The following is a 21541-nucleotide window of genomic DNA, read 5'->3' on the forward strand; positions in this document are numbered from 1 at the left end:
AGTCACCGGACATGAACTCATTGTTGCGCCGACCGCTCAAGGTCGACCGCGGTGTCCCAGCTCGGCGGCCTACGCCATACGCGTTTCCCCCGAGGGGTGGCGGTACGGCAAGATGGGGTGTATCTGCCCACTGCCGATTTCAAGCGTCCGGACGGTTTCTCTTGGCTGAGTTCATTTACACCATGCGCAAGACGCGCAAAGCGCACGGCGACAAGGTGATTCTTGATGACGTCACCCTGAACTTCCTGCCGGGGGCGAAGATCGGCGTCGTCGGGCCGAACGGTGCCGGCAAGTCGACCGTGCTCAAGATCATGGCGGGCCTTGAGCAGCCGTCCAACGGTGACGCCTTCCTGTCGCCCGGGTACAGCGTCGGCATCCTCATGCAGGAGCCGCAGCTGGACGAGACCAAGACGGTGCTGGAGAACGTCCAGGACGGCGCCGCCGAGCTGATGGGCAAGCTCAGCCGGTTCAACGAGGTCGCCGAGCTAATGGCGACCGACTACTCGGACGCGCTCATGGAGGAGATGGGGAAGCTCCAGGACGACCTGGACCACTCCAACGCCTGGGACCTCGACGCGCAGCTTGAGCAGGCCATGGACGCGCTGGGCTGCCCGCCCGGCGACTGGCCCGTCACCACCCTCTCCGGTGGTGAGAAGCGCCGCGTCGCGCTCTGCAAGCTCCTCATCGAGGCGCCCGACCTGCTGCTCCTCGACGAGCCCACCAACCACCTGGACGCCGAGTCGGTGAACTGGCTGGAGCAGCACCTCTCGAAGTACGCGGGCGCCGTCGTCGCCGTCACGCACGACCGGTACTTCCTGAACAACGTCGCCGAGTGGATCCTCGAACTCGACCGCGGCCGCGCCCTGCCCTACGAGGGCAACTACTCCACGTACCTCGACAAGAAGGCCACCCGCCTCAAGGTCGAGGGGCGCAAGGACGAGAAGCGCGCCAAGCGGCTCAAGGAAGAGCTGGAGTGGGTCCGGTCCAACGCCAAGGGGCGGCAGACCAAGTCCAAGGCCCGCCTCGCCCGTTACGAGGAGATGGCGGCCGAGGCCGACAAGATGCGGAAGCTGGACTTCGAGGAGATCCAGATCCCGCCGGGCCCGCGGCTCGGTTCCATCGTCGTCGAGGTCGAGAACCTGTCCAAGGCCTTCGGCGACAAGGTTCTGATCGACGACTTGAGCTTCACCCTGCCGCGTAACGGGATCGTCGGGGTCATCGGTCCCAACGGCGCCGGCAAGACCACGCTGTTCAAGATGATCCAGGGTCTGGAGACCCCGGACTCCGGCGCCATCAAGGTCGGCGACACCGTCAAGATCAGCTACGTCGACCAGAGCCGCGCCAACATCGACCCCAAGAAGACGCTGTGGGCCGTCGTCTCCGACGAGCTGGACTACATCAACGTCGGCCAGGTCGAGATGCCGTCGCGGGCGTACGTCTCCGCGTTCGGCTTCAAGGGCCCGGACCAGCAGAAGCCGGCCGGTGTCCTCTCCGGTGGTGAGCGCAACCGCCTGAACCTGGCGCTGACCCTCAAGGAGGGCGGCAACCTGCTGCTCCTCGACGAGCCCACCAACGACCTCGACGTCGAGACGCTCAGCTCGCTGGAGAACGCGCTGCTTGAGTTCCCCGGCGCGGCCGTGGTCATCTCCCACGACCGCTGGTTCCTGGACCGGGTCGCGACGCACATCCTCGCGTACGAGGGTGAGTCGAAGTGGTACTGGTTCGAGGGCAACTTCGAGTCGTACGAGAAGAACAAGGTCGAGCGGCTCGGCGCGGACGCCGCCCGTCCGCACCGCGCCACCTACAAGAAGCTGACCCGGGGCTGATCTCCTTGCGGCACATCTACCGCTGCCCGCTGCGCTGGGCGGACATGGACGCGTACGGCCACATCAACAACGTGGTCTTCCTCCGCTATCTGGAGGAGGCGCGTATCGACTTCCTGTTCCGCCCGGACAAGGATTTCCAGCAGGGGTCCGTGGTGGCGCGCCATGAGATCGACTACAAGCAGCAGTTGGTGCACCGGCACACCCCGGTGGACATCGAGCTGTGGGTCACGCAGATCAGAGCGGCCTCGTTCACCATCTCCTACGAGGTCAAGGACCCGGACCAGGTGTACGTACGGGCCCAGACGGTGATAGTGCCGTTCGACTTCGAGGCGCAGCGGCCGCGTCGTATCACCGCGGAGGAACGCGAGTTCCTCCAGGAGTACGCGGACGACGCGGCCGGTTCCGCGGGGGCCGTCGCCGCATGACGGCCCTGCACCTCGTCGACGAGGGGGAGGCGGCGGATCTCGCCGCCTTCCTGGCCCGGCTGATCCACTACGACCGGGCCGCCGCGGTACGGCTGCAGGCGTCGGGGACGACACTCGCGGTGTTCGGCCGGCCGCCGTCGTTCGAGGTGCTCGCGATCCGTACGGCACGGCTCGCGAAGCCGTACGAGAACGGTCTCGACCTCACCCTGGACGTGACCGTCTCCGCCGGCGAACTCCTGGAGTCCCTCGACGAGGCTGCGGCCACGGCGATCGTGCCCGCCGCCGTCACCGGGCCGCCGTGGGCCGGAGTGCTGCCGCCGCGCGGCGGCTGGCGGCCGGAGCCGGGGCTGCCTGGCCTCGACGCGGTGCGCACGATCGTGGCCGCGGTGGTCGCCGAATTCCGTACGCGGATCGACGAGTTGGCGCCCGAGGGGCGTACGCGGGCCGCGCTCGACGGGATCGGGCGGGAGATCTGGTCCCGGCCGGTCGGGGACACCGAACTCCCGGTACGGGCCGCACACGCGGCCCAGTCGCTGGGGTTCCTGAGGCCCGCGCGCACCGCCTATGCCTCCCCCGCCTCCCCTTCCGCCGCCACCGCGCCCGATGAGGCCCCGCTGCGGCTGCTCTCCTCAGGCGCGTGGCTGAGGCTGCGGACGCCGTACGGGACGATCGCCGTGCGCAAGGCCGGGCTCGGGGCGCTGGACGTCAGCGTTCGCTGAGAGTTCCTCCTTCGGATACCGCCCCCTCCGGAGACCGCCCCCTTCAGCCTCCCTTTTCACCGCCCCCTCCGTCCGCGTGTCAGCGGTGTTCGCTGTCGTCCGGCCAGATGCCGATGTGGTCCGGTTCGAGTTCCAGGGCGACGCGGTCGCGCATACCGAGGGCCTCGGTGTACTCGGCGGGCAGTTGCAGCCGCCCGGCCCGGTCGAGCATCGCGTACTCCCGGGCCACCACCGTCTCGTGGCCGGTCGTGGCGTCCACCTCGGTGCGGCGCAGGACCTCCGTGGACGTACGGCCGTCCCGGATGGCGACCGTCCGGCGGACCTCGGTGGCGACCGCCTGGTCGTGCGTGACGATCACGATGGTCGTGCCCAGCCGCTCGTTCGCGGTGCGGAACGCGGCGAAGATCTGCTCGGCGGTGTGCGAGTCGAGTTCACCGGTGGGTTCGTCGGCGAGCAGGACCGAGGGGTCGTTGGCCAGTGCCACGGCGATGGCGACGCGCTGCTGCTGACCGCCGGACATCTGGAACGGGCGCCGGTCCCGGCACTCCGCGACCTCCAGCAACTCCAGCAGTTCCAGAGCGCGTCGGGCCTGCGCGCGACGGCCCTTGCGGGAGACGCCGAGCTGCATCGGCAGGGCGACGTTCTGAGCGGCCGTCAGATAGGGCAGGAGATTGCGGGCCGTCTGTTGCCAGACGAAGCCGACGGTCTCGCGCCGGTAGCCGAGCCGGTCCTTCGCCCCCATGGTCAGCAGGTCGTGCCCCGCGACCCGGGCGGCGCCCGCGGTGGGGGTGTCCAGACCCGCCAGGATGTTCATCAGGGTCGACTTGCCGCTGCCGGACGCGCCGACCAGCGCCATCAACTCGCCCTCGCGGACCAGGAGATCGAGGCCCTGGAGCGCCTGGACCTCCACACCGTCCGTGGAGAAGATCCGGACCAGCCGGTCGCAGGTGATCAGGGCGTCGTGGCCGTAGGCGGGGCGGTCGCGGCGGTCGGCGGCACGCTGGGCGAGGTCCGCGAAGGAGGGACTGGCGGAACCGGCGGAATCGGCGGAACCGGCGGCGGAACCGGTGGGACCGACGGAGTCTGTGGTCGTCATCGGGCGTCTCCGGTCGTGGTCGTCATCCGGTGGCTCCGGCTGGTCGTGGCTTCGGGAAGGGCCGTCGGGTGGCTTCGCGTGACTTCTGGAAGCGCCGTCGGGCGGCGGCGCGTGGCTTCGGCGGTGGTCATCGGGCGTCCCCCGCCCGCAGTTCCCTGACCGAACCCCGTCGGCCCGTCCACCACGCCTGGGCCGCGGCGATGCCCGTGGCGACGAGGAGCACGGCGAGCGCGGGCAGGAACAGGGACGCCGGGTCGGTGTGCAGCGCGGCGGTGCCGGGGGGAGGGCTGCCGCCCGGGGTGGCGAGGGCCACGGCGGTCAGGTCGACGCCGGGCGCCAGGAGGCGGACCGCCGCCCAGCCCGTCAGGGCCCCGCCCACCGCGGCGAGCAGGGCCTGCGGCAGCGCTTCGAGTACGAGCAGCCGGCGGCCCTGGCCGCGGGTGAGGCCCATGGTGCGCAGCCGGGCCAGCAGAGCCGTGCGTTCGGGGGCGGCGCGTACGAGGGCGAGCAGCAGCGCGAGTACGGCGTACGCGGAGGCGGCGGCGACCGCCACCGCGTAGACGCGTTCGGCGCCCGACTGGAGAGGGGAGTCGACGTACTGGGCGCGTTCGTCGGCCCGCAGGCGTACGTCCGCCGCGGTGCCCGCCGCCTTGCGCAGGGCGCCCGCCTCCATCCGGTCCCCGGTCAGCAGGAGGGCCGTCGGACGTGCGGGGACGGCACCGAGGCCGGCGCGGTCCACGACGAGGAACTCGGTGCCCGACACGGCCGGGGTCAGCTCGCGCACCACGGTGATGCGGACGGTGATCTCGCTGCCGTCCTCCAGACGCACCGGGAAGGGCTGCGTGCCGAATCGCTCGGCGACGGCGGGGGAGGCGAGGGCAGGCAGCGGGGACTCGCTCGACGCACCCTTCTTCGAGGATCCCGAGGATCCCGAGGACTTCGTGGGCCTCGCGTCCGCCGGTGCCGTCAACTCGTCCGCCGGGAAGGCCCCGAGGTGGGTGCTCCGCGCCAGCCGGGCGTACCCCTCGGGATCCACGCCGGCCAGGGGTACCGTCTCCGTGCCGGTCCCGGGCCTGGCCTGGTAGCCGATGCTCAGCGGGGTGACCTCGCGTACGCCGGGTGCCGAGCGGAGCTGGTCCGGCAGGCCGGCGGGCAGCGCGCCCATCACCTCGACGCGGGCGTCGGCCCCCAGGCTCAGCAGGGCCGCCCGGTCCCGTGCGTCCGCGACGCCCGCGAGGACGGAACCGCCGAACGCGGCCGTGGTGAGGGCCGTCAGCAGGGCGAGCAGGGGCAGCACCGTGGAGACGGAGGTGCGGCCCGCGCGGGCCAGGGAGAGATGTCCGACCGCACCGCGCAGCCGGCCTGCGGGTCGCGCCAGCCAGCGCAGGGGCAGCGGGTAGAGCCGGACCAGCAGGAGCGCGGCGATCACACCGATCAGCACCGGTGCCAGCGCCACGAGTTGGTCACCGGAGGCGGAGGCGTCCAGGTCCGCGGGGTCGCCCGAGCCCGCCGAGCCGCCGGAACCGCCCGAGGTCCCCCGGCTCCGCAGTGCGAACACCGCCGCCGACGCCAGGACCAGCAGGGTGAGTTCGGCGACCGTACGGCGGCGTGAGGGGCGTGCGGACGCGAGGTCCTCCCGGGCGCCGTGGACGCGTACGGCACGGTGGGTGATCCAGGCGCGTACGGGCAGCATGGCGCAGGCGAGGAGCGCGACCGCGGCGGCGGTCCAGACGGCGTACGGCAGGCGGCCGTACGGGACGGCGAGCAGGGCGCCCGCGAGGCCGAGCGCGGCGGCCGGTACCGCGACCACCGCCGTCTCGGCGGACAGCCGGACCGTCAGGCCGCGCAGGGAGACGCCCCGGGCACGCAGCAGGGCGAGTTCGCCGCGGCGGCGGTCGGCGGCGAGGCCGCCGGCCATGAGCAGGACGACGGCCGCGACCGTGGCGCTGCCGAACGCGGCGACGGCGACCAGGGGGCGGATACCGGAGCGGAGTCTGGCGTACGAGGCGAGGACGTCGTCGAGGTCGGTGCTCGCGTCGGCCTCCGGATCCGTGAGCGCGCGTACCTTCAGCAGCCCGGGGCCGGACTCCAGGGCGGCGATCGCGCTCGCCAGCCGGGGCAGTTCGCTCGCGGTCAGGGCGGCGGGGGACGGGGCCAGGTGCCAGTAGCGGGCGGGAGCGCCGGGGGTGCCGAGGAGGGCCGGTGCCGCGTCCGGGGCCAGGAGGAGCGCGCCGAGCCAGTAGATGCTCGGTTCGGCGCCCTGGGCGGGCAGACGCACGAGGGACGGGGTACGCAGGATGGGCTGGGTCGCCCAGTAGGCGCCCTCCGGGTCGCGCGGGGCGACGACGCCGGTGACGCGTACGGCGAGCGGGGCGCGTTCGACGGCGGGCACGTGGATCACCGAACCGACCTTGATGTGGAGGCTGTCGGCGGTCTCCTTGGTGACCGCGGCCTCCAGCTCCGGTGTCGAGGCGGTCACCGTGCCGTCGGCGCGCGGCAGGCGGCCCGCGCGCAGCCGGGAGTGGTCGGCTAGGCCGTTCTGCGTGGCGAGGGTCATCTGCGCGGGCAGTCCGGTCGGCCGTGGCAGCCACTTCTCCGGCGCTTCGAGGGACTTCGTGGTGCGCACGCCGTACGCGGACTGCCCGGGGTCGGCGACCAGCGGGCGCTCGATCACCTTCAGGATGCTCCGGTACTGCTCGCGCACCGAGTCCGGGCGCAGGACCGATTCGCGTTCCTTCTGCGTGGCGCCGAGGGAGGGCGGCGGGGCCGACATCTGTACGGAGGTTCTGAGGGCCGTGGCGTCGGCGACCGCCCGGCGCAGGCCCGCGTCCTCGTAGCGGTCGACGGCACGCGGGAAGGACGCGGCCAGGCAGACGGTCGCCAGCACCAGCAGGGCGAGGGCGACGGCGGCACCGGGGGCGGCGCGCAGCCGGGTACGGATCCAGGGGGCGACGGGGGGTTCGGCACCCCGACGCGTGAAGATCCGGCGGCGGTCCGTCTCCCTCACCTGTCCGCCCGTCCCACTCGCTTCCCTGCCCGTCCCACTCGCTTCTCTGCCAGTCCCACTCACCTCCCTGCCCAACTCACTCACCTCCCTGTTCGTGCAGCACACGCAATGACCGCAGCGACGAGGCCGAGTCGCCCCGCCGCAGCACCAGCACGGCGGTCACGATCAGCGGCGCGACCACCAGGCCCGCCAGCAGGAACGCGACGCGGGCGAGGGGCAGTTCCACCAGTACCTCCGGGACCGGCCGGGTGGCCCGGGACGTCAACACGATCAGCGGCACGACCGCCCGGGTCAGGACCGCCCCCAGCGCCACCCCCACCACCAGGGCCAGCGCCACCAGGACGCCCTGCTCGGCCGCGACCAGCCGGGCCAGCTGACGGCGGGGCGCCCCCAGCGCGCGCAGCAGCGCGAACTCGGCGCTCCGCTCCCGCAGCGAGCCCGCCGTGCTCACCGCGAAGCCGACGGCGGCCAGCGCGGCGGCGACCACGGAGGCCGCGGCGAACGCCGCCTCGGGCCCCGCCCCGAACGGGTCGTCCCGCAGCCGCTCCGCGATCTCGTCGCGCACGACGACCTGCGAGGGCTCCACATCGGGCCGTTCGCGCAACTGGGCCGCCACCCGCGCCTCGGCGCCCGGTTCGGTGCGCAGCCACCACTCCGTGGGCGCGACGCTCTCCCCGTACCGCTCCTCCAGCACCCGGTTCACGGAACGGAGATCGACGAGCAGAGCCCCGCCGGAGCTCCGCGCGGCGGAGCCCTCCGCGCCCTCCGTGCCCTCCGCGCCTTCCGTGGTCGGCAGCGCGCGGACGCTCCCCACGATCCGGACCGGTACGGCCGAGCCGCCGAAGGGGATGTCGAGCCGTTCTCCCTTGCGCGCGCCCGCGGCCTTCAGGAAGTCGTCGGTCGCGACGGCCTCGACCTCGGGCGCTGCGGGCCGTTCCGCCTGCAGCCGGATCGTCACCGACGAGGTCTCCCAGGGGGTCTCCCGGGGGATGTAGCCGGTTCCGTAGGTCACGGCCAGCGGGCGCTCGGACGTGATGTCCGGGGCCGTCGGGGTGTTGCCCGCCTTGGGGTCCGCCGTGGTCTGGTTGTTCTGCGACGTCACCTGCCAGGACGGGGGCGCCGACAGCGGGCGCCGCGTCCCGTCGGACGTCGTGGCCGTGAACTCCTGCACGGACAGCCGGTGTTCCTCCGCGCGCCCGGTCGGCTGGGACATGTCCAGCTGTGCCCCGGTCAGCGAGAGCGGTTCGGCGGCCCGGTCGGACGGCGCCCGCTCGTCCTGGGCCAGCTGCACGGTGAGGCGGTGTGCCTTGCCGTCGGCGGGGAGGTCGCCCGCGGACATGCGGTACGGGGTGCCGTAGCGGTCCTCCAGCGTCACGGTCACCTCCGCCGACATCTTGGAGCGGTACGCCGCCGAGTCCGGGGCCGAGTCCGTGTCCGGGGGCGAGTCCGAGTCCGGAGCCGAGTCCGTGTCCGGGGCCGCGGGCTGGGCGCTCGCCCGGATGCGCAGTTCCAGTTCCAGCCGCGTGCTGTCCTTCGGCAGACTCACGCCCCCCGTCCCGGCCCGGCCGGGGCCGAGCCCCGCCAGCAGCCGCCCGGCGGGCTTGTCCGCGAGATCCCCGCGCAGCAGCATCGCGGCGGTGGCCCCGCTTCCGGAGCCGCCGTCGGTGCCTCCCTCGGAACCGCCGCCGGATCCACCCTCGGAGCCGCCACCGGAACCGCCGCCGGAAGCACTCTCGGAACCGCCACCGGAAGCACTCTTGGAACCGCCGCCGGATCCCCCCTCGGAGCCGTCGCCGGAGCCGTCGTCGGAGCGGGCACCGGAGCCGCCGTCGGAGCCGTCGCCGGCATCCGTCCCGGCACCCTCCGTGTCCAGCGCCAGCACCGCGGCCGTCCGGTCGCCGGACAGCGGCAGCGTCGTACGCATGGCGGGGGCCGCCCCGAGCACGCCGTCGAGGTCCGCGTAGAGCCCGGCCCGGGACAGGCCGTCCTCGCCGCCCGCCAGGACCCGTACGGACGTGCCGGCCAGGAAGTCCGCCTGGTCGTCCTGCGAGCGGTTCCACGACGCGCCCTGGCCGATCGCGAGCATGCCCATGGCGACGGCGAGGACGAGCAGCAGGACCGGTCCGGCACCGCGCATCGGGCGACGGCTGAACTGCCAGCCCGCGAGCGCCGTCGGCAGCCCGCGGCCACCGGCCGCGCGCCGCTCGGCGAGGCGGGCCACGGGCGGCATGAGGCGCAGGGTGAGGACCGTTCCGGCGAGCAGGGCCAGCGCGGGGGCGGCGACCAGCAGGGGGTCGATGCCGAGCGTGTCCGTGGGTGTCGCCGCCGACCGGCCGGGGCCGGTGGAGCCGACGGCACCGGAGGTCTGCCGGCTCAACTGCCAGTACGCGACGGCCGCGACGACCAGCAGACCGATGTCGGCGCCCGCCCGTACCGGCGCGGGGAGCGAGCGGGCCCGGCCGCCTTCCGCCGTCTCCTCCCGGGCGGTCAGCGCGGGTACGGTCACCGCCAGCGCGCATCCCAGGGCGACCGCGGCGGCCGCCGCCCAGACCGCGCCGGCCGCCACCGAGGTGTCCAGGCGCAGCCCGATCCGCGACAGTGCCCCCTGCCCGGCCAGCAGCCGGGTCAACGGCCCGGCGAGCAGCGGCGCGCAGACGGCGGCAGGCACGGCGAGGAGGGAGGCCTCCAGCGCGGCGAGCGCGGCCACCCGCCCGCGCGAGGCGCCACGCGCCCGCAACAGCCGTGTCTCACCGGCCCGTTCGACGCTCAGCAGCCGGGCCACGAGCAACAGCGCGTAGCCGGCGAGCAGGGCGAGCTGGAGCGCGACGATCAGCAGCGTCGAACGGGAGACCAGCAACGACCGCTCGACCCGCTCCAGTTCCTCGGGCAACGATGTCGTGACGGCCGTGGTGCCGTGCAGCGCGGGCGACTTGAGCAGGGCGCGGGGTCCGGCGGTGGCGGCCTCCCGGAGGGCGCCGATCCGCCCGGTCGTCAGCGCCGAGAAGTCGGCGGACGCCAGCCAGGCGGTCGGCCCGGAGCTGACCGGCCGCCCGCTTCCGGTGGCCGCGAGCACCGACGGGTCCGCCAGCAGCGGCCCGTACGTCGTGAAGTCGACCTTGCTGACGCCGCGTCCGTGCAGGTCGTCCAACTGCCAGTAGGGCGAGGTGACCCGCGCGGGCCGGTAGAGACCGGTCACCAGGACCCGTACCTTCGGGCCGTCGAAACGGTCGACGAGAGTCAGCCGGGTGCCCGGTTCGACCGACAGCCTGCGGGCGGCGGTCTCGGGAAGGGCCACCTCGATCTCATGGCTTCCGGAGAGGTCGCCGGGGGCGCGGGGAGCGCGTCCCTCGACCGTCCGCACCTGGGAGGGGTCGAGCGCCGCGAAGTGGGTGAGGTCCGGGTCCGCGGAGCGGGCGGCGGGTTCCTGCAGGGACCTGGGCAGGGCGTAGGGCCCCGACCGGGTCAGCGTCCGCAGGGTCACGGGCAGCCCGTCGAAGGTGCGCTCGGCCCCCTCATGTACGGCCCGGTCGGCGGCCTCGCGCTCCGCCGCGGGGACATCGGCCTTGACGACCAGGGTCGTGGCCGCGGCACTCTGCGTATCCGCCTGGGACGCCTTGCCCGCCCGGTCGGCCCGGTCAGCTTGGTCGGCTTCGCCCGCCTGGTCGGCCTGGTCGGCCTGGTCGGCCTGGTCGGCCTGGTCGGCCTGGTCGGCCTGGCCCGTCGTGGTGGCCGAGGTGTCGAGCAGCGAGTGCCGCAGTGCCGCGTCGCCGATCGCACCCGAGTACGCGGTCAGGGTCGCCAGCACGGCCGTCGTGAGCACCACGGTGAGCAGCGCGGCGGCCAGCAGCAAACGATGCGCTCGCACACGCAGTAGGACGAACCCCGTCACCCGGCCCCCCGCCGTATCGCCGGACTTCCCGGATCTTCGACGATGTTGTCAGAGGTGAGGGGGCCCGGGTAAGCGCTTGAGGACCGGGTTTGACCGGATCGTGACCGGAATCCGGCGACGCGCGACCGGAATCCGCGCGTCAGTCGCTTCTGTTCACTTCTCGGGGAGTGCGGTTGTCCGGTCTGCGGCGGCCGTTGCCGGTCAGCCTTCGGTGTTCACCATCGAAGCGGCCGCGTACGTCAGGTAGTTCCACAGCGTGTGCTCGTGCTCCTCGGAGAGGCCGAGCTCGTCGACGGCCACCCGCATGTGCTTCAGCCAGGCGTCGTGCGCCGCCCGGTCGACCGCGAAGGGGGCGTGCCGCATCCGCAGCCGGGGATGCCCGCGGTTCTCGCTGTACGTGGTCGGACCGCCCCAGTACTGGATCAGGAACAGCGTGAAGCGCTCCTCGGCCGGGCCCAGGTCCTCCTCGGGATACATGGGCCGCAGCAGCGGGTCCCCGGCGACACCCTCGTAGAACCGGTGCACCAGGCGCCGGAAGGTCTCCTCGCCGCCGACCTGCTCGTAGAAGGTCTGCTCCTGAAGCGTGCCGCGCCGAATCTCTTTCACACCGTCCATGGTCTCAGACGGGCCGACCGAGGACTCAAGACTTAGGACCACCGGGAAATCAGCTCGACCGAAGGGGCCGGTTCCTGAATGGAAGGGGTCCGTTCCGGATCGGGCCGCGCCGGCGCTCGCCTCCCGGCCCGTCCCGCAGCACAGTGGAGGTATGAGCGCGTACGCGGTCGACCCCGGGCTCGACGACCTCGCCGCCACGGCGCGGGCGGCGCTGGTGCGCGAGATCGACGCGAGCGGGGCCTGGGACGCCGACCCGGTCTGGCGGGCGGCCTTCGGGGCCGTTCCACGCCACCTCTTCGTGCCGTACTACTACGTGGGCGCGCAGGGCCCGCAGGGCGGTTACGAGCGCAGATGGGGCGAGGACCCCAGCGCGCGCCGACGCGAGGAGTGGCTGCGCGGCGCGTACGCGGACACCCCGCTGGCCACGCGCCTGCGCGACGGCGAGCTGCTGTCGTCCAGCAGCCAGCCGTCCCTGATGGCGAAGATGCTGGCCGAGCTGGCGGTACGGGACGGGGACGCGGTCCTGGAGATCGGCGCGGGCACCGGCTACAACGCGGCGCTGCTCTCGTACCGGCTGGGCGACGAACTGGTCACCACGGTCGACCTGGATCCGGAGATCACGGAGTCCGCCCGGCGGCATCTGGTCACCGCGGGGCACCGGCCCGCCGTCGTCACCGGCGACGGGGCGCGCGGCTGTCCCGAGCGGGCACCCTTCGACCGGGTCGTCGCCACCTGCGCGCTGAATTCGGTCCCGCGCCCCTGGCTCGCCCAGTGCCGCCCCGGCGCCCGGATCCTCGCCCCGTTCGCCACCGGTCTGATCGCCCTGCGGGTACGGGATGCCGGGCACGCCGAAGGCCGCTTCCTGCACACGTCCGCCTACTTCGTGCCGCTGCGCGGCGGCATCCGGACCGAGCGCGAGGCCCCTGACGTGCGCCTTTCCGGTCTGCCGCGCCGGGCCAGGGGGCACGAGCTGCTCCGCTTCCTGCTGACCCTGACGGCGGGCGGCCTCACCTCGGAGGAGGCGCACGCGCTGTGGGAGGGCGAGGCCTGGCCGGCCCGCGAGCGGTACGGGATCACGGTTGCCGGCGACCGCGCGTGGGCGTGGCTGGACGACCCCGGGGGGCCGCACACCTGGCCGCTGCCGTGACCGCTCCCCGCGTCAGGGGCGCCGGGAACTGCGCGGCCGGCCCCCACCTGCCCGCGGGCTGATGACCGGCCCGCGGGTCACGACCGTGCTCCCGCCCGAGTGCCTAGCCGCGCCTGATCGTGATCGTCGTCCAGGCGCCCACGTGTACGCGGTCGCCGTCCTGGAGCGGGACGGGGACGAACGGCTGGATGGGGTCCTCGGCGCCGTTGACCGTCGTGCCGTTGGTGGAGTTCTGGTCGACGACCGCCCAGCTGCTGTCCGGCTGCTGCACGAGCACCGCGTGCTGGTGCGAGACGCCCGGGTCCTCCGGCGGCACCGACAGATCGATGTCCGGGGTGTCGCCCGTGGAGTGGCGGCGACGGCCGATCGTGATCTGGTTGCCGCTGAGCGGACGCTGCTGCTCCGGCGAGTACGCGGGCAGGTTCAGCCCCGCGGCCTCCGGTCCGGAGCGCTGCATCATCGCCATGAAGTACTCACGGTCGGGTCCGATCGTGATGCTCCACGACAACGGCTGCTGTGCCTGTTGCGGCTGCTGCTGGTACCCGGCGGGCGCCTGCGTCGAGCCGGACTGCGGGTAGCCGTAGCCCCCACCGGGTCCGGGCGGGCCACCAGGGCCACCGGGGCCACCGGGTGCGGGCGGGCCGCCGGGGCTGCCGGGCGACGGCGGTGAGATCACCCAGTCGTCCGCGCCGCCCCCGAAGGACGGACCGCCCGGCGCCTGCGGACGCCCGGTCTCCGGCGGATACGCGGTCTCCTGCTGGTACGAGGGAGGACCGGGCTGCCCGGACTGACCGGGAGGACCGGGCTGGCCGGGCTGCTGGAACCCCTGGGGCGCACCAGGACCACCGGGGCCCCCGGGGCCGCCGGGACCGTTCGGGCCACCGAGTCCGTTCGGACCGCCGGGGCCGCCAGGACCGCCGTACCCGACCTGCCCGCCGGGGCCGAGCCCGCCGTACCCGCCAGGACCCCCGGGGCTGGTGCCCCCGGGACCCGGCGGCGGTGGCACCGGTCGTGAAGGATCACCGGGGAAGCCCGCGGGGTCCTCGCCGAAGGGCGGGATCGGCTCCGCGGGCCGGTTCATCTGCGAGGGCCGGGAGCCCTGGTAGTCGAAGCCGCCGTGGGTCGGTCCCGACTGCCCGGGAGGCGGCTGCTGCTGGAAGCGGAGCGCCGGGTTCTGCCCGCCGGGACCCGCACCCGGGCCGCCGGGCCCGCCGGGTCCCGGGCCGCCAGGACCCGGCCCCGGGGGACGCGGCGCGGCCGGGGTGTACGAGGTCGCGGTGTTCGTCAGGAAGTTCCACCGGCACTCCTCGCAGAACGGCGCCCCGCCCTCGCGCGGAGTACGGCACTGCGGGCACAGCTCCGCCTCGGGCGCCGGGTCGGGCACCGCGGAGAGGTGCGGCCTGCCGCCCTGACCGGGCGGCGGATAGCCGTAACCGGCCGCCGGGGGCGGCGGCGGAGGTGGCGGGGGCACGGCACCGGCCATGCGGTGACCGCAGACCTCGCACCAGTCGTCGGAACCCGACTGGTGTCCGTTCGGGCAGGTCGGCATGTCGGCGCTTCCCCCTCTCATGTCCGGCCCACCGGGGACCGTAAATCGTGCAGAACGGCGTGCGTGATGCTCGCGTAGTGCTACGTACCGTGTGCGTAGTGCGTGTGCACTGCGCTACTTCTTTACACGAACAGTCTTTGTGGACCGTGTTTCGAGAGTCATCTCGTCGGCCTCCGCGACCTTCGCCTTCAATCGCACAGTACCCGCCGCGGCATCGACCACGTCCACCACCTTCGCAAGCAGTTTCGCCGTATCAGCGTTTCCGGAGGCACTCGCGAGCTGAACCGCGCGGCCCAGTTTGGCCGTTGCCCCGTCGGCATCTCCCGCTTTACGGGCATCCAGGCCCTGTTGGATGACTTGCGCCAGTTCCGCCTGACCCGTGTAGTGCGCGACCTGCGGATTGATCGACGTGGACGCCGTCATGTCGTCGGTCCACACGGCCCGTACGAGCCCCTGCGCGCCCAGGGTCTGGGCGGTGCCGTCGCCGTGCGGGATCACCAGGGATACCCGGGCGGCGAGCATCTCCTGCCCGAGGCCGGCCTCGGGCACCTCCACGCACACGTGGTAGTCGCGGGACTCGTCGCCCCAGGACCCGGTGGGGTAGTCCCCGGCGCGCGGGCCCGCCTCGGTGCGGCGGTCGGTCAGCGGCTCGACCGTCGGCGCGACCTGCTTGACGAACTTGATGGAGGTGCCGACCGGGGTCCACAGGCGCAGCGCCACGTCCGCGACCTCCTTGCCCATGGCCGTCTCCATCATCTGTGTGAAGTCGGCGGACAGGCCCGCCGGATCGGCCACGATGTCGGCGGTGCCGAGCAGCGCGGACGCGATGGCGGTGACTTCTTTCACTTCCCAGTCCGTGCCGACGCCCCGGGCGTCGGCGGTGAAGCGACCGGCGGAGGCGTCCAGGGCGGCCTTGAGGTCCTCGGGCGACTCGTGTTCGTTGCGGCCGTCGGTGAGCACGATGCCGTGCCGGATGGTGACGTCCGCCGAGGACAGCAGCCGGTCGGCCAGCTTCAGCCAGGTGCCGATCGCGGTGCCGCCGCCCGCGCTGAGCTTGCGCAGCGACTGCTTCGCCTGCTCGCGGGTCTGTGCGTCGGCGACGGCCAGTTCGCCGTTGCCCGGGTAGACCTCCTTGGCCACGTGCGTCCCGCCGATCACCGCGAAGTGCACGCCGTCGCGCAGGGCGTCGATCGCGGCGGCGGTCGCGTCCCTGGCGCCGCGCATCTTGGTCGGCGGGTAGTCCATGGACCCGGAACAGTCGACCATGATCGCCACGGCCGCGTCCGGGCTCTGGCCCGGTGTGTACAGGTGGGGTGCCGCGACGGCACTCCCGACCGTGCCGCCGCCGGTGGAGGTGACCGTCACGATCGCGTTGACCTCGCGGCCGCCCTCCGGCAGGTACTCGTTCTGGTAGACCTCCACCGAGAACTGCGGCACGTTCGACTTCGAGAAATTGGCCATGCGTTCTCTGCTCCCCCTCAGGACTCCCACAGGTCGTGGGTGATGTCGGCGGGCGGACCGGTCCCCTCCGGCCCCGACCGGGCCGAGGCCCGCGCCGTCCCAGTCGTCCCCACCGTCACTGCCGTCTCTACGGTCTCTGCCGTTTCGTACCGCTTGGGCCTCTTAGGCCGATCCTGCCCCTTGTTGTGGCGCAGGGAACGGAAGGACGGCCACTGTTACGTTGTCGTGGCCCCCACCGTCCAGGGCGTGGCCCACCAGGACCTGGGCACTGTGCAGCGGCCGGTCGGCGGCGTCGGGCGGGATGACCTCGGCCATCTCCTCGGCGCCCTCCGCGTAGTTCCACAGTCCGTCGGTGCAGACCACGACCACACCGGGCCGGTCCGGTTTGAAGGAAGCGGTGTGCGGCTCCAGTTCGTACGCGTCCGCGCCGAGCCAGCCCGTGATGGCGTGGGCGCGCTCGTCCGCGTACGCCTCGGTCTCGCTCATCAGGCCCGCGGCGACCATCTGGGCCGCCCAGGAGTCGTCCTCGGTGAGCCGGGCCGGGGGTGCCGACCGGTCAACGGGCACCCAGTAGACGCGGCTGTCGCCGACCCAGCCGACGATCAGCAGGGTGGGGGTGACGACGGCGCCGACGAGCGTGCAGGCCGGGGCGTTCACATGCGGCTGGTGCTCGTGGGACGAGGTGGCGGGGTCCGCGAGGGAGTTGACCGCCTCGGCGGCGGCGAGGATCGCGTCGTGCATGGCCTGCTGCGGGTGCGTACCGCAGGGCAGGGCCGTGAGCAGCGACTCGTTCGCGGCGCGGGAGGCGGCCAGGGAGGCCTCGTCGGGGCGGGTCGCCGAGGAGACGCCGTCGCAGACGATCGCGACGACCGCGGGCGAACCGTCGGGCAGCGCGGTCGCGGACACCGTGAACGCGTCCTCGTTGCGGTGGTGGCGCAGCCCGCGGTCGCTGACCGCGGCGACCGCGTCCAGCTCCTGCTCCATGTGGTCGCGCTCGCGTGGCTGCGCGTGGCCGCAGTTCTCGCAGTAGCCGTCCCGGTCGACCTGGCCCGCGCGGCACGCCACGCAGACCTTGAGACCGGCGGCGGGCGTCGCGAGGTCGGCCGTCCGCGGGTCGGCGGGTGACGCCTCGATCGTGGGCACCTCGACGGTCGGCAGCTCGTCCGCGGGGATCTCGGGCGGCAGCGGCGCGGCGAGCGGGTACTCGTCCGGTTCCACCGCGGCACGGGCCGGCGCGTGGGCCGGTGGCTGGGCATGCCCCTGCCCCGGGGCCTGCGGCTGCGGTCGTGCATGCGGCCCGGCGGGCGCGGGGGCCTGCGGTCGCTCCGGTGGCAGGGGGGACGACTGCGGGTGCGGCGGGACGGGCGAGCCGGCGGGGCGGTCGAACCGTACGCCGGGGCTGTCCGAGCCGCCCGACTCCCGGCCCTCGATGTCCGCGGGCAGCACCACCGCCGCCGGTGTGCCCGAGCTGTCGGCCTCGGGCGCGAGGGGCCAGTCCACGGCGGTCACCGGGGCCCCGGGCGCCACGGGGGCCGCCCCGGCCGCGGCCGAAGGAGGCCGTGGCGCCGAGCCGTTCATGGTGATCGTGGGGTGGTCGTCCGGCGGCGCCGGTACGGCCGACAGGTCGTAGCCGCACGCACCGCAGAAGCGGTCTCCCGACTCCAGCGGTTCCTCACAGCTGGGGCAGGCGGCCAGTTGGGGCATCTGCGACATGAATTACACCCACGTCCGGGGGCGGTAGCGGTTGGCGCGCTCCACCAGATCGATCCTCTCCTCGCCACCCTGGGCGAGCCGGGCCAGTGTCCGGTACGAACGCTCCAGTCCGAAGCGCAGGCCCCGCTCGTCCAGGTCACTGCCGAGCAGTACGGTCCGCGCACCGGTGTTCGACGGGGCGGAACCCTGGATACCGGAGAGTACCCAGTCCAGGGCGCAGCCAAGGACCTCTGTGGACAACTGCTCGCGGCGCACCGCGTCCAGGCCGTACCCGTCCAGTGCCTCGACCTGGGCCGCGGCCGAGGTCAGGTCGTCCAGGAACGGCGCCACAGGGCCCTCGGGAGCCCCAGGAGCCGCAGCGGCCCCCGGACTCCCGGGCGGAGCCCCCAGCGCTCCCGGCGGGCGCGGAGCGGCCTCGGCCAGGCGCTGCCTCAGCCGCGCCCGGACCGCGGCGACCCGCGCCGCCGTGTAGTGGATCGAGGACTCGGGCACCGACTCCAGCGTCCGTACGGAGCCGGTGCGGTCGCCCGCCGCGAGCTGGACGCGGGCCAGGCCGAACGCGGCGCTGACATAGCTCGGGTCGGTCGTCCACACCAGCCGGTAGTACTCGGCGGCGTTGTCCAGCTGACCGAGGACCTCCGCGCACAGGCCGAGGGCCAGCTTGGGCGCGGGCTCACCCGGGAACGCGTCGTAGATCGCGTCGAAGGACACCGCCGCCACCTCGTGGTCGCCGGCCGCGAGCGCGGCGACGCCCCGGTACCAGACGACCCGCCAGTCGTCGGGGTGGTCACTCTCCAGCGTTTCGAGCGCCCTGGTCGCCTGGTCGAGCTCGCCCAGTTCCAGGCGGGCGCGCAGCTCGCGCAGCCGCAGCTCGGGGGAGCCGGCGGGCGCCGACTGCAGGGCGCTGATCAGCTCCCCGGGCGCGGACGTCATGAGGCCGGCCAGGAAGCCGGCGTTCGGATCGCCGGGGTCGACATGGGGGACCGGGAGCGCGAGCGAGGCGGCGGAGGTGTTCAGCGGTTTGACGAGGTGAGCGGTCGCCAGGACGGCCGAACCGTTCGCCCCCGCACCGGCCGCCCTCTCCGGCACACCGTTCACCCCGGCGGCCGGCTGCGGTGATCCGTACGTCCCGGCCGTCAGCTGCGGGGAACCGTTCACTCCGGCCGCCACGGCCGGCGCGCCCTTCTTCTGCCTCCTGCCGCGCTTCTCGCGTACCGGCTCCACCCGTACGCCCAGCCGCGACACGTCGCCGTTCAGCTTGCCGAACAACTCCGTGTCCGTGACCTTCAGTTCGGGTCCGAACAGGGTGGACAGCGAGGGCCGCGGCCGGCCCGTCTGCACGGCGACGACCTCGCGCAGCACCCCCGTGAGCTGCTCGGCCATCTCCTGCGCGGAGGCGAACCGGCGGGCCGGGTCGGGGTCGGTGGCCCGTACGAGCAGCCGGTAGAACGACTCGTAGGTGCGGAAGACCGCGATGTTGTCGGGGTCGGGCAGGGAGTCCACGAACACGTTCGTGTAGCCCTGGAAGTCGAAGGTCATCACCGCCAGGGTGCGGGCGACCGTGTACAGGTCGGAGGCGACGGAGGGGCCCACGTCGGCGACCTCCGGGGCCTGGTAGCCGACCGTGCCGTAGATGGCAGACTCGTCGTCGTCCATCCTGCGCACCGCGCCCATGTCGATCAGCTTGAGCTGGTCCTCGGTCTGTATCGCGTTGTCGACCTTGAAGTCGCAGTACAGCAGGTTGCGGCTGTGCAGATGGCCGAGCGCCTCCAGCGCCTCGATGCCGTACGCGCAGGCCTGCTCCACCGGCAGCGGGTCGCGCTTGCCGGCCGCGGTGCGGCGGTCGTTGGCGATCTCCTTGAGGGACTTGCCGCCGACGTACTCCATGACGATGTAGCCGTCGAGGGAGCCGGTGCGCTGGTCGAGGTGCTCCACGAAGTTGTAGATCCGCACGATGTTCGAGTGCTCGATCTCGGCGAGGAAGCGGCGCTCGGAGATCGCGGCGGCCATGGCGTCCTGGTCGCCCGTGTCGAGGAGGCCCTTGAGGACCACCCAGCGGTCGGACACCGCCCGGTCGACGGCCAGATACACCCAGCCGAGCCCGCCGTGCGCCAGACAGCCCATGACCTCGTACTGACCGTGCACGATGTCGCCGGTCCGCAGCTTCGGCACGAACGAGTACGGGTGGCCGCACTTGGTGCAGAACCCCTCCGTGCGCCCGGACCGCTCCCCGCGCGAACGCCCCACCGGCGCACCGCAGTCGGACCGCGAGCAGAATCGCTTCCGCTCCGGAACCTCGGGGTTCTCCTGCACCATCGCGTGCGGATCGGGCCGCGGCACGTCCGGCACCTGTACGAGGCCGACGCCGAGCCGGCCGCGACTGGAGGAACCGGCCGCCGAACCGGAGCTGCGCACCGACACCGAACGACCCGTCGACCGCCCCGAGACGGCCCGCGAGAGGCGGCCCGACACCGAACGCCGGGACTGCGCGGAGCGCGACGTGGAACGGGCGGACGCACGGGAGCCGGAGCGTGAACTCCCGCTGCCCGAACCGCGGGAGCCCTTGCCGCCCGCCGTGATCCCGGTCGGCGGCGAACCCACCATGCCCGTCGACGAGACGACCGGCGCCAGACCGCAGGTGTCGCAGTACAGCTCACCGCCGCCCATGTCCTCGTACGACCCGGGGCAGCCGGGCCGCTGGCACTGCTTCTGCTGACTCTCCTGACTCGGCCGGCTCTCGTTCGGCTGACTCATGACTCCCCCCTCCGGTCCTGTGGCCCGCCGTCCCCGGGGACCCTCGGCACCAGTACTTCGGCGGCCGCCTGCTGATAGCGCAGCACCGCCTGTTCCGCCACGCGCAGGTCGCAGGGCGCGCTCCACAGCATGCGGCGCGCCGCGTCGTACCGCTCCACCAGCAGCGGATCCTCGGCGAAGCCGAGCCGTGCGACCTTCGCCTTGTACGCGTCGAGACGGCCGCGCAGCTCCGCGCGGACCGCGAGCGGCGCGGTGACCGCGGTCAACGACTCGCGGGCGCGCAGCAGTTCGTCCTCGGCCTTCTCCTCCAGGGACTCCAGCAGGGGCGACAGACGGTGCCACTGCGCGTGCCTGCGGTACTCGGAGGCCATGGCCAGCTGTTCCTGCAGCGCGGTCGGCGGGCCGCTCACCGCGGGCACCTCGGAGGCGGCGATCTTCGCCAGCACCTCGCCGCGCGCGCTCCTCGCCTCGGCCAGCGTGCGGTCCGCGCGGCTCAGCACGTCCCGCAGCCGCACCAGCCGCGCCTCCGCGTCCTGCCGCACGGTGAGCACGGCGTCGATCTCGCGGCGCACCTCTTCCAGTGCGCGCGCCTCGCGGTCGTAGCGCGTCGTGTCGGGACGGCCGCCGCCCGGCGCCGAACTCCCCTGCGCGGGCGCCCAGAAGGCCAGCGGGTCGGACACCACCTGCTCGCGCAACGACGTCAGTGTGCGGGTGATGCGCTCCAGGTCGTCGCCCGAGGGGTGCTCACCGGGCCGTACGCCCACGGAGTGCGCGAGCCTGCGGGTGCGCTGCAGCTCGGCGGCCAGTAAATCTATCCGGGCGGGCAGCGCCGACCAGACGGCGTCGGCCGTGACGACCATGTCCAGCGAGGTCGCGTACAACTCGTTCATCCGCTCGACGAGTTCGGCGAGGGTGAAGCGCTCGCTCAGTCTGCCCGTGCCCGCCATCGTGGGCGCGGCGGCCGTGGCGGAGGCGCTGCCGGCCACCGTGACGCTCTCGCCGCGCAGCAGTTCCGTCAGTTCCACGAGGTCGTCGCGGCTGGACCAGCGTCTGCGGGAGCGGATCTCGCGGGCGGAGCGCAGCGCGTCGGCGTACGCGTCGAAGTAGGACCAGAGCAGGGTGATCGACGCCTCGGCGGTGCCCCAGCGCTCCTTGGTGGTGCCCGTCAGCTCGGCACCTTCGAGGAGTCTGCGGCCCGCGTGGTCCTGGAGGGCGAGGAGCGAGGTCTCGATGGCCTCGTGCTCCGCGCCGAGCCGCGCCAGCGCACGGTCCACCTCGTCCCGGTCCAGTACCGGCCCGGATGGTCCCGCGACGCCCATCGATCACCCCTCGTTTCCTGT

13 protein-coding genes are annotated in these 21541 nt (G+C 73.4%); 4 read left to right on the forward strand and 9 right to left on the reverse strand.

Going from position 1 to position 21541, the window contains the following annotated elements:
- Positions 1 to 161: 161 nt before the first annotated feature.
- Genes ettA through C6Y14_RS09975 form a run of 3 tightly spaced genes read left to right on the forward strand, consistent with a single transcriptional unit; the run spans position 162 to position 2970 of the window.
- Positions 162 to 1826: an energy-dependent translational throttle protein EttA gene (ettA, locus tag C6Y14_RS09965; protein ID WP_107016173.1), complete on the forward strand. Its 1665-nt coding sequence runs from the start codon at positions 162 to 164 to the stop codon at positions 1824 to 1826.
- A 5-nt stretch (positions 1827 to 1831) separates the two neighbouring features.
- Positions 1832 to 2251: an acyl-CoA thioesterase gene (locus C6Y14_RS09970; RefSeq protein WP_107016174.1), complete on the forward strand. Its 420-nt coding sequence runs from the start codon at positions 1832 to 1834 to the stop codon at positions 2249 to 2251.
- Entirely contained in the window at positions 2248 to 2970 is a 723-nt protein-coding gene (locus C6Y14_RS09975) for a hypothetical protein (RefSeq protein ID WP_107016175.1), read from the forward strand. Before C6Y14_RS09970 ends, C6Y14_RS09975 begins: the two co-directional genes overlap by 4 nt.
- Before the next feature lie 79 nt (positions 2971 to 3049).
- On the opposite strand, the gene C6Y14_RS09980 is transcribed toward C6Y14_RS09975, so the two are convergent.
- From C6Y14_RS09980 to C6Y14_RS09995, 4 genes are all read right to left on the reverse strand, one after another.
- Positions 3050 to 4066 carry an ABC transporter ATP-binding protein gene (locus tag C6Y14_RS09980; protein WP_107016176.1) on the reverse strand — a complete coding sequence of 339 codons (1017 nt, stop codon included), beginning with the start codon at positions 4064 to 4066 and terminating at the stop codon, positions 3050 to 3052.
- A gap of 127 nt (positions 4067 to 4193) precedes the next feature.
- Positions 4194 to 7073, reverse strand: coding sequence for an ABC transporter permease (locus C6Y14_RS09985; protein WP_225890989.1), 2880 nt, complete (start codon positions 7071 to 7073; stop codon positions 4194 to 4196).
- A 76-nt stretch (positions 7074 to 7149) separates the two neighbouring features.
- On the reverse strand, positions 7150 to 10938 hold the full coding sequence (locus tag C6Y14_RS09990) for an FtsX-like permease family protein (RefSeq protein WP_225890990.1): 3789 nt from the start codon (positions 10936 to 10938) through the stop codon (positions 7150 to 7152).
- A 225-nt stretch (positions 10939 to 11163) separates the two neighbouring features.
- Positions 11164 to 11577 carry a globin gene (locus C6Y14_RS09995; protein WP_107016178.1) on the reverse strand — a complete coding sequence of 138 codons (414 nt, stop codon included), beginning with the start codon at positions 11575 to 11577 and terminating at the stop codon, positions 11164 to 11166.
- A 151-nt stretch (positions 11578 to 11728) separates the two neighbouring features.
- Between C6Y14_RS09995 and C6Y14_RS10000 the strand changes: the two genes are divergently transcribed.
- Positions 11729 to 12724, forward strand: coding sequence for a methyltransferase domain-containing protein (locus tag C6Y14_RS10000; protein ID WP_107016179.1), 996 nt, complete (start codon positions 11729 to 11731; stop codon positions 12722 to 12724).
- A gap of 103 nt (positions 12725 to 12827) precedes the next feature.
- On the opposite strand, the gene C6Y14_RS10005 is transcribed toward C6Y14_RS10000, so the two are convergent.
- From C6Y14_RS10005 to C6Y14_RS10025, 5 genes are all read right to left on the reverse strand, one after another.
- Complete coding sequence (locus C6Y14_RS10005; protein WP_107016180.1) at positions 12828 to 14273, reverse strand: FHA domain-containing protein; 1446 nt, start codon at positions 14271 to 14273, stop codon at positions 12828 to 12830.
- A 114-nt stretch (positions 14274 to 14387) separates the two neighbouring features.
- Positions 14388 to 15734, reverse strand: coding sequence for a vWA domain-containing protein (locus tag C6Y14_RS10010; protein WP_107016181.1), 1347 nt, complete (start codon positions 15732 to 15734; stop codon positions 14388 to 14390).
- A 162-nt stretch (positions 15735 to 15896) separates the two neighbouring features.
- Positions 15897 to 17447, reverse strand: a complete 1551-nt coding sequence (locus tag C6Y14_RS10015; RefSeq protein WP_107016182.1) for a PP2C family serine/threonine-protein phosphatase — start codon at positions 17445 to 17447, stop codon at positions 15897 to 15899.
- 3 nt (positions 17448 to 17450) lie between these two features.
- On the reverse strand, positions 17451 to 20201 hold the full coding sequence (locus C6Y14_RS10020) for a serine/threonine-protein kinase (RefSeq protein WP_107016183.1): 2751 nt from the start codon (positions 20199 to 20201) through the stop codon (positions 17451 to 17453).
- Positions 20198 to 21520: a coiled-coil domain-containing protein gene (locus C6Y14_RS10025; protein WP_107016184.1), complete on the reverse strand. Its 1323-nt coding sequence runs from the start codon at positions 21518 to 21520 to the stop codon at positions 20198 to 20200. The genes C6Y14_RS10020 and C6Y14_RS10025 overlap by 4 nt, the downstream gene beginning before the upstream one ends.
- Positions 21521 to 21541 lie beyond the last annotated feature (21 nt).

The organism is Streptomyces dioscori (assembly GCF_003024195.1).
In the GTDB taxonomy this organism is placed as follows: Bacteria; Actinomycetota; Actinomycetes; order Streptomycetales; family Streptomycetaceae; genus Streptomyces; species Streptomyces dioscori.